Annotated in this window: 25 protein-coding genes; 11 read left to right on the top strand and 14 right to left on the bottom strand. The window is 74.4% G+C overall.

Annotated elements, in window-relative coordinates; translation table 11 throughout:
* Window positions 1–57 precede the first annotated feature (57 nt).
* Both J4557_RS26120 and J4557_RS26115 read left to right on the top strand, forming a co-directional pair.
* Complete coding sequence (locus J4557_RS26120) at window positions 58–486, top strand: ATP-binding protein (RefSeq protein WP_151598884.1); 429 nt, start codon at window positions 58–60, stop codon at window positions 484–486.
* Window positions 483–1,295, top strand: coding sequence for an RNA polymerase sigma factor SigF (locus J4557_RS26115; RefSeq protein ID WP_190852562.1), 813 nt, complete (start codon window positions 483–485; stop codon window positions 1,293–1,295). The genes J4557_RS26120 and J4557_RS26115 overlap by 4 nt, the downstream gene beginning before the upstream one ends.
* Window positions 1,296–1,381: 86 nt before the next feature.
* On the opposite strand, the gene J4557_RS26110 is transcribed toward J4557_RS26115, so the two are convergent.
* Entirely contained in the window at window positions 1,382–1,960 is a 579-nt protein-coding gene (locus J4557_RS26110) for a hypothetical protein (protein ID WP_208269375.1), read from the bottom strand.
* 75 nt (window positions 1,961–2,035) lie between these two features.
* Here J4557_RS26110 and J4557_RS26105 point away from each other — a divergent pair, with 75 nt between their 5' ends.
* Together J4557_RS26105 and J4557_RS26100 are read left to right on the top strand one after the other, a co-directional pair.
* Complete coding sequence (locus J4557_RS26105) at window positions 2,036–2,977, top strand: diacylglycerol/lipid kinase family protein (protein WP_208269374.1); 942 nt, start codon at window positions 2,036–2,038, stop codon at window positions 2,975–2,977.
* Between the two features lie 295 nt (window positions 2,978–3,272).
* The gene (locus tag J4557_RS26100) at window positions 3,273–3,533 is read left to right on the top strand and encodes a WhiB family transcriptional regulator (protein WP_151541468.1); all 261 of its coding nucleotides are present in this window, start codon (window positions 3,273–3,275) and stop codon (window positions 3,531–3,533) included.
* A 179-nt stretch (window positions 3,534–3,712) separates the two neighbouring features.
* On the opposite strand, the gene J4557_RS26095 is transcribed toward J4557_RS26100, so the two are convergent.
* The gene (locus J4557_RS26095; RefSeq protein ID WP_208269373.1) at window positions 3,713–5,419 is read right to left on the bottom strand and encodes a GAF domain-containing sensor histidine kinase; all 1,707 of its coding nucleotides are present in this window, start codon (window positions 5,417–5,419) and stop codon (window positions 3,713–3,715) included.
* Between the two features lie 73 nt (window positions 5,420–5,492).
* Here J4557_RS26095 and J4557_RS26090 point away from each other — a divergent pair, with 73 nt between their 5' ends.
* Both J4557_RS26090 and J4557_RS26085 read left to right on the top strand, forming a co-directional pair.
* On the top strand, window positions 5,493–6,659 hold the full coding sequence (locus J4557_RS26090; protein WP_208269372.1) for an 8-amino-7-oxononanoate synthase: 1,167 nt from the start codon (window positions 5,493–5,495) through the stop codon (window positions 6,657–6,659).
* A gap of 37 nt (window positions 6,660–6,696) precedes the next feature.
* Complete coding sequence (locus J4557_RS26085; protein WP_307800213.1) at window positions 6,697–7,506, top strand: GntR family transcriptional regulator; 810 nt, start codon at window positions 6,697–6,699, stop codon at window positions 7,504–7,506.
* Between the two features lie 66 nt (window positions 7,507–7,572).
* On the opposite strand, the gene bioD is transcribed toward J4557_RS26085, so the two are convergent.
* Window positions 7,573–8,298: a dethiobiotin synthase gene (gene bioD / locus J4557_RS26080; protein WP_208269371.1), complete on the bottom strand. Its 726-nt coding sequence runs from the start codon at window positions 8,296–8,298 to the stop codon at window positions 7,573–7,575.
* A gap of 141 nt (window positions 8,299–8,439) precedes the next feature.
* On the opposite strand from bioD, the gene J4557_RS26075 reads away from it, so the two are divergent.
* The gene (locus tag J4557_RS26075) at window positions 8,440–9,177 is read left to right on the top strand and encodes a hypothetical protein (protein WP_208269370.1); all 738 of its coding nucleotides are present in this window, start codon (window positions 8,440–8,442) and stop codon (window positions 9,175–9,177) included.
* Between the two features lie 52 nt (window positions 9,178–9,229).
* Here J4557_RS26075 and J4557_RS26070 read toward each other — a convergent pair whose 3' ends face one another.
* On the bottom strand, window positions 9,230–10,891 hold the full coding sequence (locus J4557_RS26070) for a carotenoid oxygenase family protein (protein WP_208269369.1): 1,662 nt from the start codon (window positions 10,889–10,891) through the stop codon (window positions 9,230–9,232).
* A 210-nt stretch (window positions 10,892–11,101) separates the two neighbouring features.
* Here J4557_RS26070 and J4557_RS26065 point away from each other — a divergent pair, with 210 nt between their 5' ends.
* Window positions 11,102–11,593 (top strand): GNAT family N-acetyltransferase, encoded by a 492-nt coding sequence (locus tag J4557_RS26065; RefSeq protein ID WP_208269368.1) that lies wholly within the window; start codon window positions 11,102–11,104, stop codon window positions 11,591–11,593.
* A 131-nt stretch (window positions 11,594–11,724) separates the two neighbouring features.
* On the opposite strand, the gene lanL is transcribed toward J4557_RS26065, so the two are convergent.
* Together lanL and J4557_RS26055 are read right to left on the bottom strand one after the other, a co-directional pair.
* Window positions 11,725–14,304 (bottom strand): class IV lanthionine synthetase LanL, encoded by a 2,580-nt coding sequence (gene lanL / locus J4557_RS26060; RefSeq protein WP_243776371.1) that lies wholly within the window; start codon window positions 14,302–14,304, stop codon window positions 11,725–11,727.
* A 98-nt stretch (window positions 14,305–14,402) separates the two neighbouring features.
* Window positions 14,403–14,573 (bottom strand): hypothetical protein, encoded by a 171-nt coding sequence (locus J4557_RS26055; protein WP_192808868.1) that lies wholly within the window; start codon window positions 14,571–14,573, stop codon window positions 14,403–14,405.
* A gap of 188 nt (window positions 14,574–14,761) precedes the next feature.
* On the opposite strand from J4557_RS26055, the gene J4557_RS26050 reads away from it, so the two are divergent.
* On the top strand, window positions 14,762–16,702 hold the full coding sequence (locus J4557_RS26050) for an ABC transporter ATP-binding protein (RefSeq protein ID WP_208269366.1): 1,941 nt from the start codon (window positions 14,762–14,764) through the stop codon (window positions 16,700–16,702).
* On the top strand, window positions 16,699–17,583 hold the full coding sequence (locus J4557_RS26045) for a TlpA family protein disulfide reductase (RefSeq protein ID WP_208269365.1): 885 nt from the start codon (window positions 16,699–16,701) through the stop codon (window positions 17,581–17,583). The genes J4557_RS26050 and J4557_RS26045 overlap by 4 nt, the downstream gene beginning before the upstream one ends.
* A 30-nt stretch (window positions 17,584–17,613) precedes the next feature.
* On the opposite strand, the gene J4557_RS26040 is transcribed toward J4557_RS26045, so the two are convergent.
* The 6 genes from J4557_RS26040 to J4557_RS26015 all read right to left on the bottom strand — a co-directional run bounded on the left by J4557_RS26040 (window position 17,614) and on the right by J4557_RS26015 (window position 24,397).
* Entirely contained in the window at window positions 17,614–18,951 is a 1,338-nt protein-coding gene (locus tag J4557_RS26040; RefSeq protein WP_208269364.1) for an acetyl-CoA carboxylase biotin carboxylase subunit, read from the bottom strand.
* 147 nt (window positions 18,952–19,098) lie between these two features.
* Window positions 19,099–20,442: an HD-GYP domain-containing protein gene (locus J4557_RS26035; protein WP_208269363.1), complete on the bottom strand. Its 1,344-nt coding sequence runs from the start codon at window positions 20,440–20,442 to the stop codon at window positions 19,099–19,101.
* Between the two features lie 11 nt (window positions 20,443–20,453).
* Entirely contained in the window at window positions 20,454–21,800 is a 1,347-nt protein-coding gene (locus J4557_RS26030) for an HD-GYP domain-containing protein (RefSeq protein ID WP_208269362.1), read from the bottom strand.
* A gap of 571 nt (window positions 21,801–22,371) precedes the next feature.
* Window positions 22,372–23,289: an NAD-dependent epimerase/dehydratase family protein gene (locus tag J4557_RS26025; protein WP_208269361.1), complete on the bottom strand. Its 918-nt coding sequence runs from the start codon at window positions 23,287–23,289 to the stop codon at window positions 22,372–22,374.
* A gap of 101 nt (window positions 23,290–23,390) precedes the next feature.
* Window positions 23,391–23,702, bottom strand: a complete 312-nt coding sequence (gene rsrA / locus J4557_RS26020; protein ID WP_208269360.1) for a mycothiol system anti-sigma-R factor — start codon at window positions 23,700–23,702, stop codon at window positions 23,391–23,393.
* Window positions 23,703–23,791: 89 nt separating this feature from the next.
* Window positions 23,792–24,397, bottom strand: coding sequence for a sigma-70 family RNA polymerase sigma factor (locus tag J4557_RS26015; protein WP_151541343.1), 606 nt, complete (start codon window positions 24,395–24,397; stop codon window positions 23,792–23,794).
* A gap of 445 nt (window positions 24,398–24,842) precedes the next feature.
* On the opposite strand from J4557_RS26015, the gene J4557_RS26010 reads away from it, so the two are divergent.
* Window positions 24,843–25,646: a class I SAM-dependent methyltransferase gene (locus J4557_RS26010; protein WP_208269359.1), complete on the top strand. Its 804-nt coding sequence runs from the start codon at window positions 24,843–24,845 to the stop codon at window positions 25,644–25,646.
* 22 nt (window positions 25,647–25,668) lie between these two features.
* Here the strand turns inward: J4557_RS26010 and J4557_RS26005 are convergent, their stop codons facing one another.
* Window positions 25,669–26,001, bottom strand: coding sequence for a TraR/DksA family transcriptional regulator (locus tag J4557_RS26005; RefSeq protein WP_208269358.1), 333 nt, complete (start codon window positions 25,999–26,001; stop codon window positions 25,669–25,671).
* Between the two features lie 102 nt (window positions 26,002–26,103).
* Window positions 26,104–26,898 (bottom strand): SOS response-associated peptidase, encoded by a 795-nt coding sequence (locus J4557_RS26000; protein WP_208269357.1) that lies wholly within the window; start codon window positions 26,896–26,898, stop codon window positions 26,104–26,106.
* Between the last annotated feature and the right edge of the window lie 32 nt (window positions 26,899–26,930).

The following is a 26,930-nucleotide window of genomic DNA, read 5'->3' as shown; positions in this document are numbered from 1 at the left end:
GTGGGCGCCGCAGGCGGTAGTTTCGGAAGCAGCGGGACCATCCTGCGAGGGAGTGACGTGACCGAGGAAACCGCTGCCATGCCTGCCAGTACACAGTTGTCCGTGCGCGACGTGGTGACAGTGAAGCTGCCCGCCGCGAGCGCCTACCTGTCCGTGCTCAGAACCGCCACCGCGGGACTGGCCGCCAGGCTGGACTTCACGCTGGACGAGATAGAAGACCTGCGCATCGCGGTCGACGAGGCGTGCGCGATGCTGCTCTCCCAAGCCGTCCCCGGGACGGACCTGTCGTGCGAGTTCGAGCTGACCGGGGAGGCCATGCGCATCTCGGTGTCGGTGATCACGGTGGACGGGCAGGAGCCCAACCGGGACACCTTCGCCTGGACCGTCCTGTCGTCGCTGGCCGGCGAGGTCGACGCCCAGATCGGCTCCGACGACCGGGTGACCGTGACGCTGCAGAAGCGGCGCGGTACGGCGGGGGCCCCGTGACAGAGAAGACGACCATCGCCGGCGCGAGCAACGAGCGGTCCGAGAGCGGCGTACCGGACCGCGCGCGGGCCCGCGCGCTGTTCGAGCGCCTCGCCGAGCTGCCCGAGGGCGACCCGGAGCGGCAGCGCATCCGCGACCAGCTCGTCGAGCTGCACCTGCCCCTGGTGGAGTACCTGGCCCGCCGCTTCCGCAACCGCGGCGAGTGGCTGGACGACCTCATCCAGGTCGCCACCATCGGGCTGATCAAGTCGATCGACCGGTTCGATCTGGAGCGCGGCGTGGAGTTCTCCACCTACGCCACGCCCACGATCGTCGGGGAGATCAAGCGGCACTTCCGCGACAAGGGCTGGGCGGTGCGGGTGCCCCGCCGGCTCCAGGAGCTGAAGCTGTCGCTGACCAAGGCGATCAGCGACCTCGCCCAGCGCGAGGGCCGGGCGCCGACGGTCAGCGAGCTGGCCGCCCACCTGCAGATGAGCGAGGAGGAGGTGCTGGAGGGCCTGGAGTCGGCGAACGCCTACTCCACGGTGTCCCTCGACGCGCCCGACTCCGGCGACGAGGACGCGCCCGCCGTGGCGGACTCGCTCGGCATGATCGACGAGTCGCTGGAGGGCGTCGAGTACCGCGAGTCGCTCAAGCCGCTGCTGGAGAAGCTGCCGGCGCGGGAGAAGAAGATCCTGCTGCTGCGGTTCTTCGGCAACATGACGCAGTCGCAGATCGCCGCGGAGCTGGGCATCTCCCAGATGCACGTGTCGCGGCTGCTGGCCCGCACGCTCGCGCAGCTGCGCGAGGGCCTCACCGCCGACGAGTGACGCCGAACGCCGAGGGGCCCCGGGGACGCACGTCCCCAGGGCCCCTCGGCGTTCACCGGTCTTCCCGCCGGGCCCACGCCCGCCGGTCAGCTCTTCGCGGACGTGCCCTTGGAGGACGTGCCCTTGGCTGGCGCGTCCTTGGCGGGCGTGTCCTTCGCGGGCTGCTCCTTGAGGCGGTCCATGAGCTTCCGGCCGAGGGACCGGTCGTCCCCGGGGCGCGGCTCCGCGGCGCGGGGCGCGGGCTCCGCGCCGCCGGACGGGGCGCCGTCCTCCTCCTCGTCCTCGTCGTGATCGCGGACGAGCCAGGCGGTGCTCGGCGGGCTCAGCACCGCGACCAGCGCGAGCACCGCGACGATGCCCATCGGCACGGCGATCTCGGGCCGGTCGCTCTGCCAGAGGGACCAGGCGACGGGCAGCGCGAACAGCTGGGTCAGGACCGTGGGGGCGCGGCTGCCCTGGGCGCCGCGCAGCAGGCCGCGGGCGCAGGCGAGCATGCCGAGGCCGCCGGCGAGGGCGAGGACGGTCACGCCGATCGCGCTCACCGGGTCGACGGCGGCGCCCGCGGCGGTCTCCACGCCGGTGTAGGCGCCGAACGCGACGGCGCCGAGGCCCTCCGCGCCCTCCAGGGCGGCGGCGGCCCGCACGGTGATGGGACGATCGGTCACAACGAAACCCTACTCGCCCGCCGCCGCGGCCGATGCGTGGGGAAACGCACGGGAAACGCTCGATACGCTGGCGCCGTGCGCGCCATGCTCATCGCCAACCCCAAGGCGACCTCGACCTCCCGGCGGGCCCGCGAGATCCTCGTCCGGGCCTTCACCGGCGATCTCGACCTCGAGATCGCCGAGACCGCCCACCGCGGGCACGCGACCGAGCTCGCCCGCCGGGCCGCCGACAAGGGCTACGACGCGGTGATCGCGCTCGGCGGCGACGGCACCGTGAACGAGACGGTGAACGGCCTGCTCGCGGACGGCCCGTCCCCGGACCTGCCCGCGCTCGCGGTCCTGCCGTCGGGGAGCGCGAACGTGTTCGCCCGCGCGCTCGGGCTGCCGAACGACCCGGTCGGTGCGGCGCGGGCGGTGCTGGAGGCGCTGCGCGCCGGGCGGTACCGGACGGTCGGGCTGGGCGCGGCGTGCCTGCCGGACGGCGTGGAGCGCTATTTCACCTTCAACGCGGGCGTGGGACTGGACGCCGAGGTCGTCCGGGAGGTGGAACGCCGCCGCGGCGCGGGTGCGAAGGCCGATCCGTCACTGTACGTGCGGGCCGCGGTCCGCCATTTCTTCACGGGCACGGATCGGCGCCATCCGGCCCTGACCCTGGAAGTGCCGGGACGCCCCCCGAAAGCGGGCCTGTTCCTCGCGTTCGTCTCCAATACCGCGCCGTGGACTTTCATGGGCCGGCTGCCGGTGAATCCGAGCCCGAGGTCGAACTTCGCGCGCGGGCTGGACGTGTTCGGGATGCGCACGATGGCCGCGGGCCCCATCCTGGGGGCGTTCGCTCAGATGATGCTCGTGCGGAACCGGCCGGTGCAGGGACGCGACGTGGTGAACGTGCACGATGCGACGGAGGTCACCCTGCGCGCGGACCGTCCGATCGCCTTTCAGCTGGACGGCGACTACCTCGGAGAACAGCGCAGTGTGACGTTCCGTTCGGTGCCGAAGGCGGTCCGCATCCTCATCTGAGACCGCCGTCACGCCATGCCGGGGGCCAAGTAACACGCCCGACCCACTGGTGTGACACATGCGACACCCATACTTTGAGAATCCTTTCTCAAAGGTCTTGCGTCTGCCCGCGCCCGGCTGACACGCTCAAAGTGCGCCAGCCGACAGGGGCCCCAACGTCGTCCGCCTCCTGATCGCAGCGCCGCGGAACAATCACCCTCGGATCGCCGGCCACCGCCGCTCCGGGCGTTCGCGACATGTGAAACCGTTCACAAACGTGGAGTGTCTCACACCACCTGACGAAGGAGTGGACCGCATGGACTGGCGCCACCGCGCTGCCTGCCGTGACGTGGACCCCGAGCTGTTCTTCCCGATCGGCAACACCGGGCCCGCGATCCTGCAGATCGAAGAGGCCAAGCAGGTGTGCCGCCGCTGCGACGTCACCGACGCCTGCCTGCGCTGGGCGCTGGAGTCCGGCCAGGACTCGGGCGTCTGGGGCGGGATGGGCGAGGACGAGCGCCGCGCCCTCAAGCGCCGCGCCAGCCGTGCCCGCGCCCGCGCCAACGCCGGTCTCTGACCCACTCCCCCGCTCGCAGCACCGAGCGGCGCCGCCTCCGAACCCCCAGGGCCGGAAACCCCGGCGTCGCCCGTACCGCACCTCGACGTGCCCGCCGCCTGGAGACAGGCCGCGGGCACTCGGTGTCTCCGGGGTGCCGCGAGCCGGACCGCACGGCGCCGGATCCCGGGGACGGGCCGCTACTGCTGGGCCGATCGGGGGCCGTGGAGCCGGGTGCTGTAGTCGAGGGGGACGTCGACGATGACCTCGGTGCCGCCGCCGGGCCGGTCGCGGAAGTCGAGGCTGCCGCCCAGCTCGCCGACGATCAGGGTGCGGACGATCTGCAGGCCGAGGCTGTTGCTGCTCTCCACGTCGAAGTCCGGGGGCAGGCCGACGCCGTCGTCGGCGACGATCGTGACGAGCCGCGGGCCGGTGGGCTCGCGCGCGCCGGGCGCGTCCCGGTCGTGCGCCTCCTCCCGGACGCGCGGGTCGTGCGCGTCGGAGCCGGGCCACTCGCCCCAGACCGTCACGCCGGCCGGTTCGCGGGGCGGGTCGCCCTCGCCGTAGCGGTGCGCGACGACCTCCAGGGTGCCGAACCGGCTGGCGAGGCCGTGCTCCAGCGCGTTCTGCAGCAGCTCGGTGAGCGCCATCGCCAGCGGCGTCGCGACCTCGGCGGGCAGCACCCCGAAGCTGCCGGTGCGCTTCGGGGTGACCTTGGTCTCCGGGGTGGACACCTCCCCCGCCATCATGATCACCCGGTCCGCGATGTCGTCGAAGTCGATCAGCTCGTCCGGGGTGTGCGAGAGGGTCTCGTGCACGATCGCGATCGACCCGACGCGGCGGACCGCCTCGTCCAGCGCCGCCCGCCCCTCCGGGATCCGCAGCCGCCGCGCCTGCAGCCGCAGCAGCGCCGCGACGGTCTGCAGGTTGTTCTTCACCCGGTGGTGGATCTCCCGGATGGTGGCGTCCTTGGTCATCAGCTCCCGGTCGCGCCAGCGCAGCTCGGTGACGTCCCGGCACAGCACGATCGCGCCGATCCGGGTGCCGCCGACCACCAGCGGGATCGTCCGCAGCTGCATGACCGAGCCGTTCGCCTCGACCTCCACCTCGCGCGGCGCCCGCCCGCTGAGGACCACGCTGAGCGCCTCCTCCAGCGGCTCGCCGGTGTCGCACAGGTCGGCGGTGACCTTGCCGAGCGACTCGCCGACCAGGTCGGACGGCAGGCCGAGGCGCCGGTAGGCGGACTGGGCGTTCGGGCTGGCGTAGGTGACGCCGCCGGAGCGGTCGAGCCGCATCAGCCCGTCGCCGACGCGCGGCGAGCGGACCATGTTCGGCTCCTCGCCCGGCACCGGGAAGCGCCCCTCGGAGATCATCTTGGCGAGGTCGCTGGCGCTCTGCAGGTAGGTCAGCTCCAGCCGGGACGGGGTGCGCGCCGAGCTGAGGTTGGTGCTGCGCTGGATCACCCCGAGGACCTTGGCGCCGCGGCGCACCGGGATCGACTCCTCCCGGACCGGGATGCCGCTGCCCCACTCCGGGTCGCCCTCCCGGACGATCCGCCGCTCCCGCCACGCCACGTCGATCAGCCCGCGCCGGCCCGTCCGGACGACCTTGCCGACCAGGTCCTCGGGGTAGGCGGTGGGGCCGGTCGTCGGCCGCATCTGCGCGATCGCCACCCAGCCCTGCACGGCCGCGCCGGTGTCGATCGTGCCGCCCCCGCGCCGCCCGCCCCGGGCGGGCGGCCCGTCGGCCGGGATCTCCGCCCCGGACCGCAGCGGTACCCACAGCAGCAGGTCCGCGAACGACAGGTCGGCGAGGAGCTGCCAGTCCGACACCAGCGCGTGCAGCCACTCCACATCGGTCTCGGTGAGGTCGGTGTGGTCGCGGACCAGATCGGTCAAGGTAGGCACACGACCATCATCGCCCATTCGTTCCGGTGCCCCGGCGCCGTGCCCGCCGCCCCCGACCTGGCAGGATTCGGGCATGACCGACGACCCCCTCGCCAGGCTCCGGGACGCCGCCGCCCGGCGCGCCGAGGCGGGCCTGCGGCGGACGCTGCGCCCCCGCGCCGCCGACCACGACGGCCTGGCCGACCTCGCGTCCAACGACTACCTGGGCCTGTCCCGCGACCCCCGCCTGGTGGCGGGCGCGGCCGCCGCCGCGCGCGAGTGGGGCACCGGGTCGACCGGGTCCCGGCTGGTCACCGGCACGACCGCGCTGCACGCCGAGCTGGACCGGCGGCTCGCCGCGTTCACCGGCAGCGCCGCCGGGCTGGTGTTCTCCTCCGGCTTCCTGGCCAACCTCGGCGCCGTCACCGCGCTGTCGGGGCCCGGCACGCTGGTGGTGTCCGACCAGGTCAACCACGCCTCGATCGTGGACGCGTGCCGGCTGTCGCGGGCCCGCGTGGCGATCGTCCCGCACCGGGACCCCGGCGCCGTCGAGCGGGCCCTCGCCGAACGTGACGAAGACCACGCGATCGTCGTCACCGACGCGGTGTTCTCCGTGGACGGCGACCTCGCGCCGCTGGCGGAGCTGCACCGCGCCGCGCGGGCGCACGGGGCGCTGCTGGTGATCGACGAGGCGCACGCGCTCGGCGTCGTCGGCGACGGCGGCCGCGGCGCCGCGCACGCCGCGGGCCTGGCCGGCGAGCCCGACGTGATCCTCACGCTCACCCTGTCGAAGTCGCTGGCCGCGCAGGGCGGCGCCGTCCTCGGCGCGCCCGAGGTGGTCCAGGCGCTGCTGGACACCGGCCGCTCGTTCATCTTCGACTCCGGCCTGAACCCGCCCGCCGCGGGCGCCGCCCTCGCCGCCCTCGACGTGCTGGAGGACGACCCGGGCCTGCCCGGCCGGGCGCGTGCCACCGCCCGCCGGATGGCAAACCTCGCGGCCGGTTCCGGTCTGGAGACCGCCGACCCGGCCGCCGCCGTCGTCCCGGTGTTCCTCGGCGAGCCCGGCGACGCGGTGCGCGCCGCCGGAATCTGTGCTGAGCACGGGCTGCGCGTCGGCTGCTTCCGTCCCCCGTCCGTCCCGAAGGGCCGGGCGTGCCTGCGGCTCACCGCGCGCGCGACGGTCGACGAGTCCGACCTCACAAGGCTGCGGACGGCCCTGGCGGAGATCGCCCGCTCTACCGGCCGTAGTCTTCACGCATAACATCGGGGGAAACCGATGATGAACGTGAGGAGATGCCGTGACGGAGGTCAGGGGCGGGCCCCGGCACGGGGACGGATTCGAGCGCGGATTCGATCGGGCGGCACTGGGCGACCTGGGCAAGCACCACACCAACCAGGCGCCGCGCATCCCGAAGTACTACAAGCTCAAAGAACTCCTCGTCGAGCTCATCCAGTCGCTGCCGCCCGGCAGCCCGCTGCCTCCTGAGCGGGCGCTGGCGGAGAAGTACGAGACGTCCCGGACCACCGTCCGGCAGGCCCTCGCCGAACTCGTCGTCGAGGGGCGCCTGCAGCGGATCCAGGGCAAGGGCACGTTCGTCGCGAAGCCGAAGGTGTCGCAGGAGCTCCAGCTCGTCTCCTACACCGAGGACATGCGGCACCACGGGCTGCGCCCCGAGACCCGCATCCTGGACGCCGGCTACGTCAGCGCCGACGAGCGCCTCGCCTCGCTGCTGTGCATCCGGCCGGGCGGCCGGGTGCTGCGCGTCCACCGGCTCCGGCTCGCCGACGGGGAGCCGATGTCGGTCGACACCTCGCACCTCCCGGCCCGCCGCTTCCCGGGCCTGCGCCGCGAGCTGCCCCGGCACCGCTCCCTGTACGAGACCCTCGCCACCGCCTACGACGTCCACCTGACGGAGGCGGAGGAGACGATCGAGACGGTGCTGGCGACCCCGCACGACGCGCAGCTCCTCGGCGTCGACGTCGGCCTGCCGATGCTGCTGCTGTCCCGGCACGCGTTCGACAGGACGGGCCAGCCCGTCGAGTGGGCGCAGTCCATGTACCGGGGCGACCGGTACAAGTTCATCACCCGCCTGCGCCGCGACACCTGATCAGCCGACCGGGGCCGTGAGGTGCGTCCCCCTCGGGGACACAGCCCCGGCGAAGTCGGGCGGGGGTCACTCCGGGGCGGGGGCGTGCGCCTCGCGGAAGGCGGCGGCGTCGAACGAGCCGCCGAACGCCGGGGCCAGGCCGCGGTGCGCGGCGACCAGGAACTCGGCCGGGTCGAGCGCGGACGCGCCGGCCGGGAGCGCGCCGGACAGCGGGCGCGCCGCGATGGTCTCCAGGTCCCGGATGTTGCTGCGCATCGCCAGATCCGGGTCGTCCGGCCAGGCCCCGATGACCACGCCGGCGAGCTGCACGCCGCGGTGCGCCATCGCCTCCAGCGTGAGCGCGGTGTGGTTGAGCGTGCCGAGGTCGGGACGGGTCGCCACGACGACCGCGGCGCCGAGCCAGCGGGCGAGGTCGGCGATGGTGGTGCCCTCCTCGTCGTAGCGGACGAGCAGGCCGCCCGCGCCCTCCACCAGCACGAGCCGGCGGGTCGCGGCGAGCTCCTGGACGTGCTTGGCGACGTCGGGCAGCCGGACGGGCGGGACTCCGGCGCGGCGGGCCGCGGCGGCGGGCGACAGCGGGTCGGGGAAGCGCGCGGACTCGTGCACGTCCTCGATGCCGGCGAGCCGCCGCACCTCGTCGAGGTCGCCGGGCTCGCCGCCGCCCATCCCGGTCTGCCCGGGCTTGACCACGGCGACCGACGCGCCGCGCGCGGCGGCGACGGCGGCCAGCGCCGCGGTGACGATCGTCTTGCCGACGCCCGTACAGGTCCCGGTCACTACGAGCACACTCACGCCCGGCACATTAGCGTGCGGAGCGGGAGCCGGCCGGTCGCAGAGTCCACAGTCTTTCCACCGCCGGATTTGTATTCGGGGGAACCGGGCGGGGCGGCGGCGCGTCGAAGACGCATGGCCGGTTCGCACACACGCACCAGCTTGATCGCCGCGCTCGCCTGCGCGGGCACGGTGGCGGCCTGCGGCGGCGCCTCGGGGGTGGAGAAGCCGCCGCACTCGCTGCCGATCACCGGGTCCGCCACGAAGGACGCGGCGCGCGGCGAGCATCTCGTCCTGCGGATGCGCAGGACCGGCGGCATCGTCGGTCTCGGCGGCGGCCTGCCGGACTTCTCGCTCTACTCGACGGGCCGCGCGCTCGTCGCGGCGCGGGAGAGGGTCACCGAGTACCGGCTGAAGCCCGCGGCGCTGGACCGCCTGCTGCACGAGGCGCGCGCCGCCGGGCTCGGCCGCTCGCACACCGTCAGCGCCGGGCAGGTCATGGACGCGAACGTGCTGGAGTTCACCATGGGCGACGCGCATACCAAGATCATCTTGCCGGAGACGCAGTCGGATCCCGCGGTGCGGTTCCAGGCGCGCCTCGATCCGGCCCGGTGGCCCGCCGCCGACCTTGCGTCCGGCGCGCGGCCGTACGCGCCGTCCAAGATCGCGGTGCTCGCGTCGGAGGGCGCGGTGGCCGACGGCCCGGTCCGCACCTGGCCGCTGGCGCCGCTGGGCCGGGGCACGGGGCTCCCGGGCGCCGTCTGCACGCTCGCCGCTCCGGCGAAGGTCCCGGCGACGGATCTCGGCACCGCCTGGCGCAGCGGCGGCAAGACCTACACCGTCCGCCTGCGTCCCCTCCTCCCCGACGAGCACACCTGCGCCGACCTCCAACCCCGGTGAGCTGTGCCGTGTCGCCCTCGTGCGGCGCGTCATGAGGGCGGCACGCCACAGGTCAACGGGAGAGTTCGGCGGCCACCTCGCGGGTGACGGCCTGCAGGTCGGGAGGTAGTTGGTCCAGGCGGGCGTCCAGGTCGTCGGCGAAGGCGAGCCGCTCCAGGTCGGGCGCCGGGACGGCCTCCGGCATCCACGCGGAGTGGATGAGGAACGGGACGGTGGTGCCGGGCGGCGGCGCCAGCACGGCGAGCGGGCCGCGCCCGACGTCGGCGGCGTCGAACAGCTCGACGCGGAAGCGGTCGTCGTTGTGGACGGCGACGACGAGGTAGCCGTCGTGCCCGCCCGGGTCCGCGCCCGCGTACCGGCTGCCGCCGCGCCCGCGCGGGACGAACGACGGCGACGTCGGGTAGTCGTCGAGCGCGAACGTCCATTCGGCGAGCGGCCTCAGGTCGTCGCGGTCGTGGCTGACCAGGACCGCCGGCGTCTCCTCCGGCGGGAACAGGTCGGCGTCGATGCGGCCGGTGTAGTTGCGCAGCGCCCGCTGGTTGATCGCCTCCGGGTGGAAGCCCAGGTAGACGAGGTGGTGCCGGGTCGGGGCGGTCTGCCCCTCGATGCTCCAGTCGATCGCGGACAGCTCGGCCTGCCACCAGCGCTCCGGGTCGCGGGCGCGGGCGCGCTCGCTCACCGTCCCGGTCTCCGGGTCGAACAGCAGGACGGTGGTGAGCGCGGGCGTCATGCCGTGGCAGTACATGCCGCGCAGCGCCGGGTCGACGGGGCGGCAGAACGCGTCGAGGTCGTCCTCGCGCAGGTACATGCCGATGTCGACGCCGGGCGTGTGCTCCATGACGACCTGCACGCCGCCGGAGTCGTCGTACTTCGCGTAGAAGTGGTTGACCTCGGGGGCGATCCGGAACTCCTTGCAGGCCACGGTGCCGCCGCCGGGGCGCAGGTCGTCCTTGCGGACCAGCAGGACGGGCCCGTCGGGGTTGTTGGCGACGGTGCGGTCCGCGCCGAACACCTCGTCGGTGTCGATCTTGTAGGCGGTGTCGGCGAGCACGAGCCAGTCGCGGGTCTGCGTGATCGTGTGCGTGGCCTGCGGCAGGGCGGCGCCCTCCACGTCCCAGCGCTCGACCCGGCCGCCCTCCCCCGCGTACCGGATCACCGCGACCGCGCCGGTCATGACGTCGCGGCTGACCGTCCACAGGCAGCCGCGCTCGGGGTCGACCACCGGATGCGCGGACGTGGAGATCAGCGGCAGCACGGCCTGGTCGATGGCGGGCCGCCAGTCGTCGCGGTGGCCGACCTCGGCGACGAACCCCAGCGTGACGGGGTCGACCTCGACGGGCCGGCCCGCGTCCCAGGTGGCGAACAGCCGGTCGCCCCACGGCAGCGGCGCGGTGTTGGCGGCGTTGACGAACCCCCACGGCGAGCTGGTGCCGACGGGCCCGGCGGTGAACAGCTCGGGGCGCCGGCGCCGCAGCCGGACGGACGGGGTGTCGATCACCCGGGCGCGCCAGCGGAACCGGCCGTCCGCGTCCGGGCGGAGCGGCAGCCGCGCGATGATCCCGTCGCCGAAGAACGCGTGGACGGGATGGGTGCGCTGGTCGGAGGTGCTGACGACGAAGTGGCCGCGGACGTCGTCCGGCCACGCGCCGGCGACGACCGCGAGGTCCAGGTCGCCGATGTCCTGCGTGCCGAGGATCGAGCGGGGGACCGGCATGGCGCCTCCTGGGGGTTCGGCGGGCCGCCACCTGACGGGCACCCGCCAATCAACACGGCTCCCGGGCTAGTAGTCAAGTAGCTAACGACTAGCCCGCCCGCGACCGTCCCGGGCGGGCGGGCGTCCCTCCGGGATACGGCTAGCCTGATATGTCGCGGCCCCCCGGTCGCGACCGACCGCCCCGACGGCTCCCGCCTGGAGAAGCACCCGATGCAGCACGTCACCGTCCGCGACGCCCGCCCCCACGAGTACGACCTGATCGGCGAGCTGACCGTCGAGGTGTACGTGCACGGCGGGCTGGTCTCGCCCGAGTCGTCCTACGTGGGGAAGCTCCGCGACGCCGCCGACCGGGCCGCCAAGTCGCAGCTGCTCGTCGCGGAGGTCGGCGGGGACGTCGCGGGCGCCGTCGCCTACTGCCCGCCCGGCAGCCCGTACGCCGAGCTGGCGGGCCCGGACGAGGCCGAGTTCCGCATGCTCGCCGTCCTGGCGCAGGCCCGGCGGGCCGGCGCGGGACGCGCCCTGGTCGGCGAGTGCGCGGCGCGCGCCCGCGCCGCGGGGCTGACCGGGCTGCGGCTGTCCACGCAGGCGAACATGGAGGCCGCGCACCGCATGTACGAGCGGCTCGGCTTCGTCCGCACTCCCGACCGGGACTGGTCCCCGATCCCGGGACTCCGCCTGCTCACCTACGCCCTGACCTTCTAGCCGCCCGCAGCCGCCGGCGCCCCGGACGGCCGGATGCCCGGACGGTCGCCGCTCCGGACACTCGGCGCCCCAGGGCGGCGGGGTGCCAGGGCCTGCCTCGAAGTGGCCTCGGCCGCACTTCGAGACACGGCCTAGGCGGGCGCCGTCCAGAGGCGGGGGCCGGAGCGGGCGTCCAGGCGGCGCAGGAACGACAGGATGCCCGCCGTGCCGGTGCCCCATGTGAACGCCTGCGTGTCGAGGTCGTTGCCGGGGAAGACCGGCCGGCCGGGCTCGCCGCCGCTGCGCACCAGCATCAGCTCGACGATCTCCTCGGCGCCCCGCCAGTACGCCTCGTCCCCGGTCGCCAGCGCGACGTCGATGAGCGCCTCGCCCATGCCCGCCAGGCCGCAGCACTGCGACGACACCCACGCGCGCGGCGCGATCGCCAGGCAGCCGCGGGCGCCGCGCTCGGCGAGGTCGAGGTACCGCGCCTCGCCGTACGCGCCCGCGGCGCGCAGCAGCGCGCTGACCACGCCGGACATCCCCTGGCACCAGGACGCCCCCATCGGCCGGGCCGCCGGCCCCTCCAGCTCGTCGAGCAGCGCGGACGTCCGCGCGGCGAGGGCGTCGAACGCCTCGCGGGCGGCGTCCCCGGCCGCGGGGTCGCCGGTGGCCCGGTGGAAGGCGAGCAGGAAGTCGGCCACGCCCGCGTCGCCGTGCGCGAACGCGGTGTCGACGGCGACGCCCGAGCCGGGCTGCTCCACCGCCACCGCCGCGTCGGGCGCGGCGACGTCGCCCGCCAGCAGCCGCCGCGCGCATTCGGCGGCGACCTCCGCGTTCGCCGGATCGGGGGCGAGCGCGTCGAGAAGGAGGTGGCCCGCGCCGATGCCGGCGACGCCGTGCGCCTGGTCGGCGCGCTCGCCGCCGGTGGTCCGGACGGGCCGGGGCAGGGCGACCCCGGCGGCGGTGAGGAAGACCGCCGTCCCGGTGAGCCCGAAGTACAGCGACGCCGGCAGGTTCGCGGCGGGCAGGTTCCCGGCCGTCCAGCGGGCGAGGTCGGCGCCCGCCGCCTTGCCCTCGGGATGCTGGAGGAGCTCCATGCCCACGCCCGCCGACCCGGCGTAGACGTTGGTGACGGGCGGGCTCGTCCGGCGGTCCGGCGGCTCGTCCATGAGCCGCTCGGCGAACCGGACGCACTCGCGGACGGTGTGCGTGAGGACGGACGAGAGCAGGTCGCCGGTCAGGCGCGGGGTCGGTGCGGGGGGCGCGGGCGGCACGTCCGCGTGCCGCCCGGCGCGGATCTCGGCGGCGGCCCGCTCCCGGACGGCGGGGTCGAGGCTGAGCAGCGGGGGGACGAGCGCCGCGGCACCGCCGCCCGGGGACATCCGGGCCAGGCACTGCAGCGACCGCTCGACGCCGCGCTCCGGATCGGGGTCGATGATCACCGGGTTCATCCCGGTGGCCGCGAAGAACAGCGTCGCGCCGAGCGAGAACAGGTCGTCGGACGGCTCCGAAGGGCGGCCGGTCCGCTGGTCGGGGATGCTGAAGCCGCGGCTCCAGCCCGGCATCTGCAGGTCCTCGTAGCGGCTGGTGCCGAAGTCGATGAGCGTGCAGCCGCCGTCCTCGCCGAGCACCACGTTCTTGGGCGACAGGTCCCGGACGACGACGCCGCGCGCGTGCACCTCGTCGAGGACCTCGAGCAGCCGGGACGCCAGGTCCGCGAGGGCGGGGCCGCCGAGCGCGCCGTGCTCGGCCACGTGCCGGTTGAGGTCGGTGGCGCCGGCGTCGCTCATGACGAGGAACTCGTCCTCGCCATGGCGGAAGTGGTCGAGCGCCTCCGGGACGCCGCGGACCCCGGTGAGGGCGGTGAGGACGCGCAGCTCGTTGCGCAGGTACATCCGCAGGTCGTAGCCCTCGGGGTGCTCGCCGACGTGGGCGCGGGCCTCCTTGACGATCACGGGCCGCCCGGTGGCGTCCACGGCGCGGTACACGCTCCCGCGCGGGCCGCGCATCACGCCGGCCGTCACGCGATACCGGCCGCCGACCGTGCGGACCCGCCGGCGCGGCGCGCCGCCCGGGTCCGGCGCCGACGGGCTCGAAGCCGCAGCCGCTGCCGGGTCCGCCGTCGTCCCCGTCGCCGTGGCCGTGGCCTGTTCGGCCGCCGGGGCGGAAGGGCGGAACGGGTCGGAGGTCCAGGGCGGGCAGGTGAACTCGACACCCGCCGCACCGGGTTCGGTCTCCCCGTCCGGGCCGACGACGACCAGCTCGAAGTCGCCGTTGTCGTCCACCTTGTACTGCGGGGCGAACGGGGCGTAGCGGTAGTAGACCGGCGCGTCGGGCCGGACGCGCCGGTCGCTGACGATCCGCGGCCCGGCCATGCCCGCGAGGGCTCGGGCGAGCGCCCGCCCCAGCGGGACGACCGCGTCCTGCGGCGGGTAGACGGTGACCGCCTTGCCGACGGACGCCGCGTCGAGGTCGCCGGAGTTCAGCTCGCGCAGCATCTCCGCCGAGCGGGCCGCCTTGAAGTCGCAAGGGGTGGCCAGCAGCAGCGGCAGGATGCGGTCGAGCGTCTCCGCAAGCGTGCCGGGACGCGCGGAGACGTGCAGTTTCCATCCCTGCCGGGGTGCCGGGAACGCCGGATCGCGCACGCTGACCCAGGTGTCGTCCGACCGAATTTCCCTACCACTCTCGTGGGCAATTGTGGAAATACGCTCAAAAACAGACGGCTCCATTGTTGCCCTTCGATCGCGGTCAGCCCCGGCAATGGCGTGCACAAGGAAGAGGCCACCGGTGGGAGCCAATGGCCTTTCCCGTGTGCGCTAGCGGAGGGTCAGACGATGGACGGGCAGCACGGGTAGCTGCTGCACACCGTGCGCTTGCAGGTGTTCACGCACGCCTGCGGGCCGTGCAGCAGTTCCAGCAGCTCCATCTCGAAGTCCACGTCGAGGTCTTCCGGGTCGAGGACGCCGGCGTCGCGGGGCTCCAGAGCGAGGACGGACATGGGGGGCTCCTTCCTTGGCCGCCGTTCGGGCGGCCGTACGGGGTGGGCGGGGGAGCGGCACGGTGGTGCCGGTTTCCCCGAGCAAACGGAACGCATTATGAGCAGACGATCAATGCCGTGTCCAGGAAGTCATTTGTCACCGGAACGCCAGCGCGGCCGGGCGGCCGGGCGTTTACAGGAACGACCCGATGATCTACGTTGGTTCCGTGTTCCGCCGCTCCCCGGCCCTTGCCGACGACAGGTCGGGGCTCGAAATAAACTATTGGGAAAGCCACGACGAGGAACTCCTGAAGGCCGGTCTTCCGGCCATGCTGCGCCGGCTTCCCGCGCTGGTCACGGCGGCGCTGCGGCTGGCCTGGCGGGCGAGCCGGGCCGACACGGCGGTCGCGCTCGGCGGCAACCTCGCGGCCGGGGCGTTCACCGCGTTCGGGCTGCTGGCCACCTCCAGCGTCCTCGCCTCGCTCTTCGCCGCCGGGCCGACGCCCGGCCGGATCCGCGCCGCGCTGCCCGCGCTCGCGCTGGTGGCCGCGGCGACGGGGCTGCGCGGCGGGCTGCTCGCCGCCGCCGGATGGGCGCAGGCCCGGCTGAAACCGCAGGTCGAACGGCAGGCGGAGCGGCGGCTGTTCGAGCTGTCCACGCAGGTGGAGCTGACCGCGTTCGACGACCACGAGTTCCACAACGCGATGCGGCGCGCCCGCGACAACGGCGTGCCCGACACCGCCACCGTGGTGGAGATGACGGTCAGCGTGCTGACCGGCGCGGTCGGGCTGGCCGCGCCCGCCGTCGCGCTCGGCCTGCTGCATCCCGTGCTGATGCCGCTGCTGCTGGTCACCGCCGTCCCCGCGGGCTGGGCGGCGCTGCGCACCGCGCGGCTGCGGTACGCGGCGTTCTACCGGCTGTCGGCGGCGCGGCGGCGCAAGTTCATGCTGTCGGACCTGATGGCGGAGCGGCAGCCCGCCGCCGAGGTCCGCGCGTTCACCCTGCGCGGCTTCCTGCTCGGCGAGTACGACCGCGTCGCGGACCTCGAGCAGCACGTCCAGCTGGACGTCGCGCGCCGCCAGGCCGGCGCCAAGGCGGGCGGCGACCTGCTCACCGGCGCCGCCACCGTCGCCGTGTACGGCGCGCTCGGCGGGCTGCTCGCCGGCGGCGTCATCCCGCTGTCGGTGGCGGGCGCCGCCGTGCTGGCGATCAGGTCCGGCCAGACGTCGCTCGCGGCGTCCATGCAGAGCCTCAACAAGCTGTACGAGGCGGGCCTGTACTTCGGCGACTACCTGAACTTCCTCGTCCTGGCCGCCGACCGGACACCGCCGCCGGACGGCGCCGCGCCGCCCGCCGGGGACTTCCGCCGCATCACCGCCGACCGGGTGTCGTTCCGCTACCCGGGCGCGGCCGCGCCGGCGCTCACGGACGTCAGCGTCACCGTGACGCGCGGCGAGGTGATCGCGCTGGTCGGCGAGAACGGCTCCGGCAAGACGACCCTCGCCAAGCTGCTCGCGGGCCTGTACCGGCCGGACACCGGGACGATCCGCTGGGACGGCGCGGACCTCGCCGCGATGGACGGTGACGCGCTCCGCCGCCGCGTGTCGGTGATCGCGCAGGACCACACGCGGTGGCCGCTCACCGTCCGGGAGAACATCATGATGGGCCGGCCGCTCGACGAGGAGCGGCTCGCCGACGCCACCGCCGCGGCGGGCGCCGACCGCGTGGTCGAGGAGCTGCCGGACGGGTACGACGCGCTGCTCGACCGCCGGTTCCGCGGCGGCCACGACCTGTCCGGCGGGCAGTGGCAGCGCATCGCCGTCGCGCGCGGCTTCTACCGGGACGCGGCGCTGGTGATCTTCGACGAGCCGACGTCGGCGCTGGACGCCCGCGCCGAGCACGCCCTGTTCGAGCGGATCCGGCGGCACGCGGACGGGCGGACGGTCGTGCTGATCACCCACCGGCTGGCGAGCGTCCGCTTCGCCGACCGCATCTACGTGCTGGACCACGGCCGCGTCGCCGAGAGCGGCACGCACGACGACCTGCTCGCGGCGGGCGGCGGGTACGCCGACCTGTACCGGCTCCAGGCGTCGGCGTTCCGGGCCGGCCCGGCGCCGGCGCTGCGGACCGATCCGCAGGAGGTCGCGTGACGGTCCTGGCGTCGGCGTGGCCGGCGCTGATCGCGGTGCTGCTGGTCGCGGCCGGCGGCAAGGTCCGCGACGTGCCGGGCTTCGCGGCGGCGATCGCCGCCTACCGGGTCCTGCCGCGGCGGCTCACCGCGGCGGCCGCCGTCGCGGTGCTGGCCGCCGAGGCCGGTGCCGCCGTGCTGCTGGCCGTGCCCGCCGCCCGGCGGTGGGGCGCGGTGCTGGCGGCGGCGCTGTTCGCGGTGTTCCTCGGCGCGATGGCGTCGGTGCTGCGCCGCGGCATGGACATCGACTGCGGCTGCTTCGGGTCGGCGCGCCGCCCGGCGCCCGTCGGCGCCCGGTCGGTGACGCGGACGGCGATGCTCCTGGTGCTGGCCGTCATGGCGGCCGTCGCGGGGCCCGCCGCGTTCTCGCCGGTGCAGCCCGCCCTCGCGGTGGTCTGGCTGGGCCTGCTGGCGGCGGTGCCGCGAGTACGTTCCGGCACGCCGGAGCCGGACGCGCCGCCGCCCCCGGGTCCGCGCCCGGGAACGCCCTTCGCGCTGAACACGCCGATCGGCGAGCCCACGGTCTTCGCGCTGGTGTCCCCGGCGTGCGGGACGTGCCGGTCGATGCTGCCCGTCTTCGCCGCCGCGTCCGAGCGGCACGTGGTGCTGGTGAGCGCGGCCGACGAGGCGGACGTCCGCCGCCACCTCGACGAGCAGGGCGTCGGCCTGCCGCTGGTGACCGACCCGGACGTGTACGACGCGAACCGCATCCCGTGGCCGCCGTACGCGGTCGTCACCGACGCCGCCGGGACCGTCCTCGCGGCGGGCGGCGCGGACACGCCCCAGCGCTTCCGGACTCTCCTGGCCAGGGCGGACTCCGCCGCGCCGCGTCCAGCGGAGTGACCCCGTCCCGGGCCCTCGCTGCGGTGCGCCTCAGCGGATGCGCATGCGCGCCACCACGCCGGTGTCGTACGTGCCGTCGATGAACTCGCGGTGGTCGAGCAGCTCGGCCAGGAACGGCAGGTTCGTCGCGACGCCCTCGATGCGGAACGCGCCCAGCGCGGCGCGGGCCCGGGCCAGCGCGTGCGCGCGGTCCTCGCCGTGCACGCAGAGCTTGGCCAGCAGCGAGTCGTAGTGGTGGGTGACGGTGTTGCCCTCGTGGTAGCCCGCGTCGATGCGGATGCCGTCGCCGACCGGCTCCTCCCACACCTTGATCTCGCCGGTGGCGGGTCGGAAGTCCCGCGGGTCCTCGGCGTGGACGCGGAACTCGATCGCGTGGCCGCCGGGCGCGGCGCCGGCCGGCGCGACCCGCTCGCCGGCCGCGATCCGGAACTGCTGCTCGACCAGGTCGATGCCGGTGACCATCTCGGTCACCGGATGCTCCACCTGGAGCCGGGTCGTCATCTCCAGGAAGGCGAACTCCTGCGCGACCGGGTCGACCAGGAACTCGACGGTCCCGGCGCCCCGGTACCCGACGGCCTCCCCCGCGCGGACCGCCGCGGCGAGCATCCGCTCCCGCAGCGCCGGGGCGACCCCGGGCGACGGGCTCTCCTCGACGACCTTCTGGAACCGGCGCTGGACGGAGCTCTCCCGCTCCCCCAGCGCCACGACGGTGCCGTCCGCGAGGCCGAGGATCTGCACCTCGACGTGCCGGGCGCCCTCGATGTACCGCTCCAGCAGGACGTCGCCGTGCCCGAACAGCCCCCGGGCGGCGGCATGGGCCGCCTCGAACGCGGCGCGCAGCGACGCCTCGTCGTACGCGGCGCCGAGCCCGGCGCCGCCCCCGCCGGCGGCGGGCTTCACCAGCACCGGGTAGCCGATCCGCTCGGCCTCCTCCAGCGCGGTCGCCGTGTCCGGGACGGGCTCCCACGCGCCGGGCGAGACCGGGACGCCCGCCTCCTTCATCAGGTTCCGGGCGTTGATCTTGTCGCCCATCCGGGCGACCACGAGCGGCGGCGGCCCGACCCAGACCAGGTCCCGCTCGGCGACCGCCCGCGCGAACGCGGCGCTCTCGGCGAGGAACCCGTAGCCGGGGTGGACGGCCTGCGCGTTCGTGCGGTGCGCGGCCTCCAGGACGGCCGCCGCGTTCAGGTAGCCGCGCGCCGGGTCGGCCGGGCCGATCAGCACCGCCTCGTCCGCCTCGGCGACGTAGGGCAGGTCGGCGTCGGCCTCGGAGTACACCGCGATCGCCTTCAGGCCCATGGCCTGCGCGGTGCGCACGACCCGGCCGGCGATCTCGCCCCGGTTCGCCACCAGCACGGACTCGAACACGCGCGGACTCCTCCTCGGAGATCTCCTGCCGCCGGCGGCTCCGGCGGTCCTGCCCCCGCCGACCCTAGCGCCCGCACCGGGCCGCGTCCGCCCGTACGTCCGATGAACGACCGGCCCCGCACCCGCGAGCGGGCGGGAGACCCCTGGTCAGGGGCGGGGGCGGCGGTCGACGACGCGGCTGAGCGCCTCCACGACGGTCGGGTCGTACTCGGCCGCCGAGTCCAGCCGGAGCCGCTCCAGCACGGCGGCGCCGCGGTCCCGGTCGGCGGAGTCGCCCACCAGGTCGTCATAGGCGTTCGCGACCTTGATGATGCGCCCGGCCAGCGGCGGCGCGGGGGCGGGCCGCTCGGCCTCCCCGGGGCCCGCGAGCGTCTCCGGTCCCGTCCGGTACGGGTGCGACGACAGCTGGACGATGTGCGCGACGCGGTCCAGCACGCCGGTCTGCTTGATGACCTCGGCGCCGAGCTCGGCGATGCGGCGCTGCTCGGCGGGCGAGGCGAGCACGGTCGCGCCGCCGGGGATCGGGTCGCCGAGCGACAGCTGCCCGATGTCGTGCATCAGCGCCGCGTACTCCAGCTCCAGCAGCTCCTCCTCGGACATGCCGAGCTCGCGGCCCATCGCGACCGACAGCCGCGACACCCGCCGCGAGTGCCCGGTCTCGACGTACCCGCCGACCTCGGTGACCCGCGAGAGGGCCCGGACGGTCTGCAGGTACGTCGCGCGGATCCCCGCGTACCGGCGGAACGCGAACTGGGTGACGAGGATCGGCACCGTGAAGATCAGCAGCGCGGCCTCGCCCATCGCGGTGGTGGCCACCGCGATCAGCATCGCGGTGGCGCTCGTCGCCGCGCACAGCGCCATCTTCGCGTCGAGCTCGTCGCGCAGCGCGATCCCGAACCGGGCCCGCACCGCCTCCGCCCGGATCATCGCGGCGATCAGCACGTCGGTGAAGCAGGACAGCACGACGACCAGGCCCATCACCGCGAGCAGCAGCTGCCAGGGCAGCCCGAGCGACAGCATCGGCCGGAAGCACAGCGCCACGACCGCGACGGTGAACAGCCGGCGCGCCATCGCGTCCGGGCGCGGCGACCGGCCGACCAGGATGTGCGGCAGCGAGCCGACCAGCATCCCGACGGATGTCACCGCGACGACCTGCAGCGGCGAGTGCTCGGCGGGGACGACGCCGAGCGGCGCGTCCGGCGGGGCGCCCTCGGGGCCGATGCCGACCAGCAGCGCGTAGCCCATCGCGCCGGCGCTGGCGATCGGCGCGACCTCCCGGTTGCCGGGCATCACCATCCGGAACAGCTCGCCGAGCGCGATCAGCACGCCGAAGATGATCGCGACGTTGGGCTGCCGGAGCCCGGACGCGGCGACCTCGGCGATCGCGACGACGACGAACAGCCCGGCGGTCGCGATCAGCAGCAGCTGGCCGGAGTCGATGGTCTGCCACGCGGCCCGCTCGCGGCGGGCCCGGATCTGGGTGCTGCTCATGGGAGGTCCCGTCACCGCCGTGCTTCGTCTCCGGCGACCCGCAGGGGGGCGCTCGGGTCGTCATGGTCCTGCTGGGTGGTCTCGACGACGTCGTCGTCCGGCAGCACGACGGGCCGCGGCGGCTCCCAGCCCTCCCGGTCCAGCGCGCGCAGGAACGCCTCGACCATCGCCGGGTCGAAGTGGTCGCCCATGCCGCGGCGCAGCTCCGCGACGGCCTCCGCCACGGTGCGGGCCGCCCGGTAGGAGCGGGTGGAGGTCATCGAGTCGAACGCGTCCGCGACGGAGATGACCCGGGCGAACTCGGGGATCTCGTCGCCGGCCAGGCCCATCGGGTAGCCGCGGCCGTTCACCTTCTCGTGGTGGTGCATGATCCCGGCGAGCGCCTCGTCCAGGAACCCGATCTCGCGGACGATCTCCAGCCCGCGCATCGGGTGCAGCTGGATCGCGGCGAACTCCTCCTCGGTGAGCGAGCCGGACTTCTGCAGCACCTTCGTCGGGACGCCGAGCTTGCCGACGTCGTGCAGCATCCCCGCGTACCGGATCGCCTCGACCCGGTCGGCGCGCATCCCGATCTCCTGCGCGATCATCACCGAGCCGCGGGAGACCCGCTCGGAGTGGCCGCGGGTGTAGAAGTCCTTGGTCTCGACGGCCTGGCAGAGCGCGGCGAGGGTGGCGGCGTGCGCCTGCTGCTGCGCGTACGCCTGGTCCATCGCCCACCGGGCGATGAACAGCGGCAGCAGCACCAGCACGGCGGCGAAGGCGCCGATCCGCGGCCACAGCCCGGCGATCAGCAGCCCGACCATGCCGTAGCCGAGGCAGCCGACGGCGAGCTGGCCGCTCTCGTGCAGCAGCTCGCGCGGCGCGGCCTGCCGGGACAGCAGCAGCACCCCGGCCATCAGCAGCAGGTTGACCAGGACGAAGGTGACGAGCGCGCCGAGGAACGGGCCGATCACGTTCTCCACCCAGCGGGACTGCTCGGGATGGAAGCGGTCACCGCCGAGCAGGTCGAAGACCGTGCCGGCGCAGAAGCCGCTGAGCGCGAACTGCGCGCCGTTGAAGGCGCGCTTCTCGGGCGCGAAGAACCGCTGCCCGGTGACCAGGGCGCTGAGGCCGAGCAGGGCCGCGCCGGCCGGGCCGAGGAGCACGACCCCGGCCAGGCTGGCGGCGAAGCTCAGCGAGACGCGGGCCCGCTCGACGTTCAGCCGGGCGGGCGCCGAGTCGCAGATGAGGAAGAGCAGGGCCAGCACGGCCAGTTTCGTCCAGTCGACCCCCGTGAAGGACGACGTGGCGATCACCGCGGCCGCGAGCGCGACCACCCCGCACACGTACGCCCAGGCAGCGAGAGGTAGTCCACGCATTGCCGCCCCTTAGGGAGTGACGAACGAGCGGGCCGCCGCCGGGATCGACCGTGCCTGCCGGCACTAGACCCAGGAAACGCCCTCGGGCATCATCAGCGACGATCCCGTGGCGTCCTGGCACCGGCCTCGTCCGGCCGGATTGCCGCACTCGAGCATGGCTTCCGCCTCCCCCCGTCGACCGGGTCCGGCCGGCGCGCCGCGCCGGCCCGCCGGAACCGCCCGGCCCCGGTCTCCCAGGCCCAGCACATACCCCGAATTCGGGGGCGTGCACCGCGTTCCCGTCGCTGATTTCGGCCCCAGCCTAACGCGAACTGCCCAGGTCACACAGGCATGCCGGGAATCGTGAGCAAAGCGTGAAGCAACTGTCACTTTAAGTGATCAATTCCCGGGGTTAATGTACTCAGCGTGCCCGCACAATGCCGCTGCACAATCTCAATGCACGTGCATCTGCGAATGGCATTCTTAAACCGGTCAGAATCAACCTATCAATGGCACCAAGCCGCATTCCACGGCTCTCCGGCACCGGGCCGCCGCCGGTCGCGGGGGCCGGCCGGTCAGGCGGCGCGGCCGGTCAGGCGGTGCGGCCGCGCGCCCAGGCGGCCGTCTCGGCGAGGCCGTCCGCGAGGCTCACCCGCGGCTCCCAGCCCAGCGCCTCCCGCGTCGGTCCCGGGTCCACCGCCATCGCGGGCAGGTCCCCGAGGCGCGGCGGCGCGAACTCCGGCTCGTCCGGCGCGCCCACCGCGGCCGCCACGAGCGCGTGGAGGTCCCGGTCGGTCGTCTGCAGGCCCGTCCCGACGTTGAAGCGGCCGCCGCCGCCCGCCTCGCCCGTCGCGCGGGCGAACGCGTCCACCACGTCCAGGACGTACACGTAGTCGCGGGTCTGCCCGCCGTCCCCGAACACCTTCGTGGGACGGCCCGCCAGCAGCGCGTCGGTGAAGATCGAGATCACGCCCGCCTCGCCCTCCGGCGTCTGCCGCGGCCCGTACACGTTCGCCAGCGTCAGCGTCGTGTAGTCGAGGCCGTGCAGCGCCTTGTACATCCCGGCGTACACCTCGCCGGTCACCTTCGACGCCGCGTACGGCGACGCGGGGCGCAGCGGCGCGTCCGGCGGGACGGGCAGCGCGTCCGGCACCCCGTAGACGGCGCAGCTGGAGGTGAACACGACCTTGCGGCTGCCCGCCGCGCGCGCCGCCTCCAGCACGTTGGCCGTGCCGAGCGCGTTGACGCGCGCGTCGTGCAGCGGGTCGGCCACGCTCGCGCGGACGCTCACCTGCGCCGCCAGATGGCAGACGACCTCGGGGCGGCGCGCCGCGATCCGCTCGGCGAGCGCCGGGTCTGCCACGTCCATCCGCCACAGCTCGATCGCCGGGTTCTGGTTGGCCCCCGACGACAGGTCGTCCACGCCGACGACCTCGTGGCCGTCGGCGAGGAGCCGGTCGACGAGATGGGACCCGATGAATCCGGCCGCGCCGGTGACGAGAGCGAGCACCCCAGCACGATACCCAGCCGCGGCGCTCCTGATCAGGCGCGCCTCCGGCCGCCGGTCATGCGGGCCCGGAAGCGCCGGTCAGCCGGGGTCGGACGCGCCGGTCAGGCGGACTCGGAGGCGCCGGTGCCGCCGGAGGCGACGCCGCCGGACGCCTTGATCTCGCCGCAGATCTCCTCGATCCGGCCGAGCACCTTCGAGCGCAGCTCGGCCGGGGCCTGCTCGCACCCGCAGGACTTGTTCACGATCTTCTTGACGGCCTCTTCCAGGCCGTACTCGCGCAGGCAGGGCCCGCACTCGTCGAGGTGCTCGCGCACCTCGCCGCAGCCGCCCTGGTCGAGCTCGCCGTCAAGGTAGGTGTAGACGCGCGCGAGGACCTCTTCGCAGGGCGTCTCGTGGTGGTCGCCACAGCTCATGGCTCACGCACCCCTCTCGCTCACCGCGCCGCGCCCGGCTGCGGTGTCCGGCATGTCGCTCCGCTCCGCGCTTCCGGCGCGTCCCCGGCTCATGCCGGCCCCCCGGTGGCGCGCGTCAGCCCGCGGTCCTGAGCGTAGTCCTCCAGCATCCCGCGCAGCTGCCGGCGACCCCGGTGCAGCCGCGACATCACCGTGCCGATGGGCGTGCCCATGATGTCGGCGATCTCCTTGTAGGCGAAGCCCTCGACGTCGGCGAGGTAGACGGCGATGCGGAACTCCTCGGGCAGTTCCTGCAGCGCCCGCTTCACGTCCGAGTCGGGCAGGTGCTCCAGCGCCTCCGCCTCGGCGGACTTGAGGCCGCTGGAGGTGTGCGACTCGGCGCGCGCGAGCTGCCAGTCCTCGATCTCCTCGGTCGCGGACTGCTGCGGCTGGCGCTGCCTCTTGCGGTAGGAGTTGATGAACGTGTTGGTCAGGATGCGGTACAGCCACGCCTTGAGGTTGGTGCCTTCCTTGAACTGGTGGAAGGACGCGAACGCCTTGGCGAAGGTCTCCTGTACGAGATCCTCGGCGTCCGCCGGGTTGCGCGTCATGCGCAGCGCGGCCGAGTACAGCTGGTCCAAGAACGGGAGCACGTCGCGCTGGAACCGCTCCTGGCGCTGCTCAACGGTCTCCGTGGTGCCCGGTACCTGACCCACCCCCTTGACTGTGGCGCCCTTGGCCTTGGCCGGCCCGGTGGCGTCGTATCCCACAGACGATATCGGGCCGCGCTGCCTCATCACGCCCTTGGGGGCGCGCGCGCCGCCGGGCGGGGACACTACCCCCGCGCCGCGCGGGTAATCGGCAACGACTGTGGTCATCGGCCTGCACCTCCGCTGTGTGCTGATCCATCGCCTCGCCCGCGAGCGCGGGCGGTGCGGTCCGTCCGGTCGTGCCGCACCACGCGTGCGGACGGTTATGAGACGGTGCAACGCCGGGACGCGCCCGCCGATTCCCCGACCGGGAGCCGCGCGCGGAAAAGGTTCCGGACGTCCCCGAGCGGACCGGGTCACCCCGCCCGGCCTGCACGGAGGGTGATGACCGGGCCCTGACGGGGAAAGAACTGACATACACGGCGAGAACAGGAGCAAATCGTTGCTACCGGTGCCGGCGCGACCTCCCGAGCCCACCATCGCCAGCCTGCGCGACTCCCCCACGGAGGGCGACGCCTTGGCGCGCTACTGGAGGTTCTATTGGGCGGTGGCCGACGCGCAGCTGGCGCGCTGGCTGCCGCGCAGGCCGTCGCGCGTCCTCGACATCTCCGGCGATCACGGGCGCTGCGCCGAGCGCGCCGCGGAGGCCGGCCACACGGTCGTCGAGGTCCGCGACCCGCTGCTGGAGCGCCGCACGGCGGGGGCCATCGCGGCGGGGGCGGCCGGGGACGGGGTCTCCGGACCGGGCCCCGCGACGACCAAGGTCCTCGGGGACTCGGGCTCGCTCGCCTTCCTCGGCGGCGCGTCCATGGACGCGGTCCTCGCCGAGAACCGGGTGCTGTCGCGGCACCTGGCCACCGAGGAGACCATCGCGGAGATCGCGCGGGTGCTGCGGCCCGGCGGGCGCGTGCTGCTGTGCGTCGACTCGCTGACGCTCGGGATGGCGCTGCTGGCCGAGCAGAGCCACTGGGCGCACCTGTCGGACGTGCCGAGCGCGGAGGTCGTCCTGGTGCCGTGGCCGGACGGGACGATCACCCGCTGCTTCGGCGCCGACCAGCTCCGCGAGCTGCTCGCCGAGGTCGGGCTGGAGGTCTCCTGGATCAGGCCGCGCACGGCGCTGTCCCCGTCGACGGTGGAGCACGTGCTGTCCTCGTCGCCGGACGCGCTGCCGCGCCTCGTCCGGACCGAGCTGAACGCCCCGCCGGGGGACGAGTCCCTGGGCTTCCACCTCCTGGCGAGCGCCAGGCGCCTCTAGAACGGCCCCTGAGGCCCGTTCCCTACCGTCCGCGGCGGTCGTACCGGGTCTGGCACCGCACGCACCTGGCGGCGTCGGGGCGGGCCTCCAGGCGCCCTTCGGGGACCGCGTCGCCGCAGCCCACGCACCGGCCGTAGGAACCGGCGGCGAGGCGGTCGAGGGCGGCCTGGACGGCGGCGCGGTGCCGGCGGAGGGAGTCGAGCGCGGCCTCGACCCGATCGCGGTCGGAAAGGCCGGAGCCGGCGTCCGCCGGGGAATGCTCTCGCTCCGGGCTCTCCCCTCGCAGAATGGCGATGGAACGATCCAGATCCTCGACCATCGCCTCCAGTCGGGAACGGGCTGCGGCTGCGTCCACGAGGTCCGAACTCCTCCCGGTGGGGGTCTCCGGGCAAAGCCCTCCGGCGCAGGGGGGCTCGGTTCGGGCCGCCGGAACCCGGGAGGGGCCGGGCGACGGCGGTCAGAACAGCGCGCCGGAATGGTTGTCCGAACTATCCCCATCGCTGGACGGTTCTATGAGTTCCGGCCCGTTGTTTTTCACGCTGTTGACCGCTTTCGACACGGGATAGGCGTCCATCGTGCCGGCCATCGCGGGAACGAGCAGGCGGCGCACCCCGTCGGGATCGGTCAGCTCGGGGTCGAGCCAGGCGTCCCACTGGTCGGGCCGGACGATCATCGGCATCCGGTCGTGGATCCGGCCGAGGTCGTCGGGCGCGTCGGTGGTGATCACCGTGCACGTCCACAGCCAGTCGGCGTCCTCCTCGTCGCGCGGCTTCCACAGTTCGTAGAGCCCCGCCATCGCCATGACCCCGCCGTCCTTGGGGCGGATGAAGAACGGCTGCTTCCGCGGCTTCCTCTTGGCCTTCTTCTCGCCGTCCGCCGGGTCGTCGGAGTCCTCGAGCGCGTACCACTCGAAGTAGCCGTCGGCGGGCAGCAGGCAGCGCCTCCTGGCGAACGCGCGGCGGTACGACGGCTTCTCGTGGACGGTCTCGACCCGCGCGTTGATCATGCGGGAGCCGATCGACAGGTCCTTCGCCCAGGACGGGACGAGGCCCCAGCGCAGCGTCCGGAGCTGCCGCACCGCCTCCTCGTCCTCGGGGGCGTCCTTCGGCCGCCGGCTGAGGACCGCCGGGACCTGCTTCGTCGGGGCGACGTTGTAGTCGGGCTGGATCTCCCCGCCGGCCGCGTCGACCTGCACCTGGAACTCGTCCAGCAGCTCCTGACGCGCGCGGGTGGTGGCATATCGACCGCACATGGTCCCCATCCTGCCGCGCTTGAGGCGCATCG

This window comes from Actinomadura nitritigenes, from assembly GCF_017573545.1.
GTDB classification, from domain to species: Bacteria; Actinomycetota; Actinomycetes; order Streptosporangiales; family Streptosporangiaceae; genus Spirillospora; species Spirillospora nitritigenes.
Note: the sequence above shows the minus strand (reverse complement) of the source record. Positions and strands in the feature narration are given on the sequence as shown.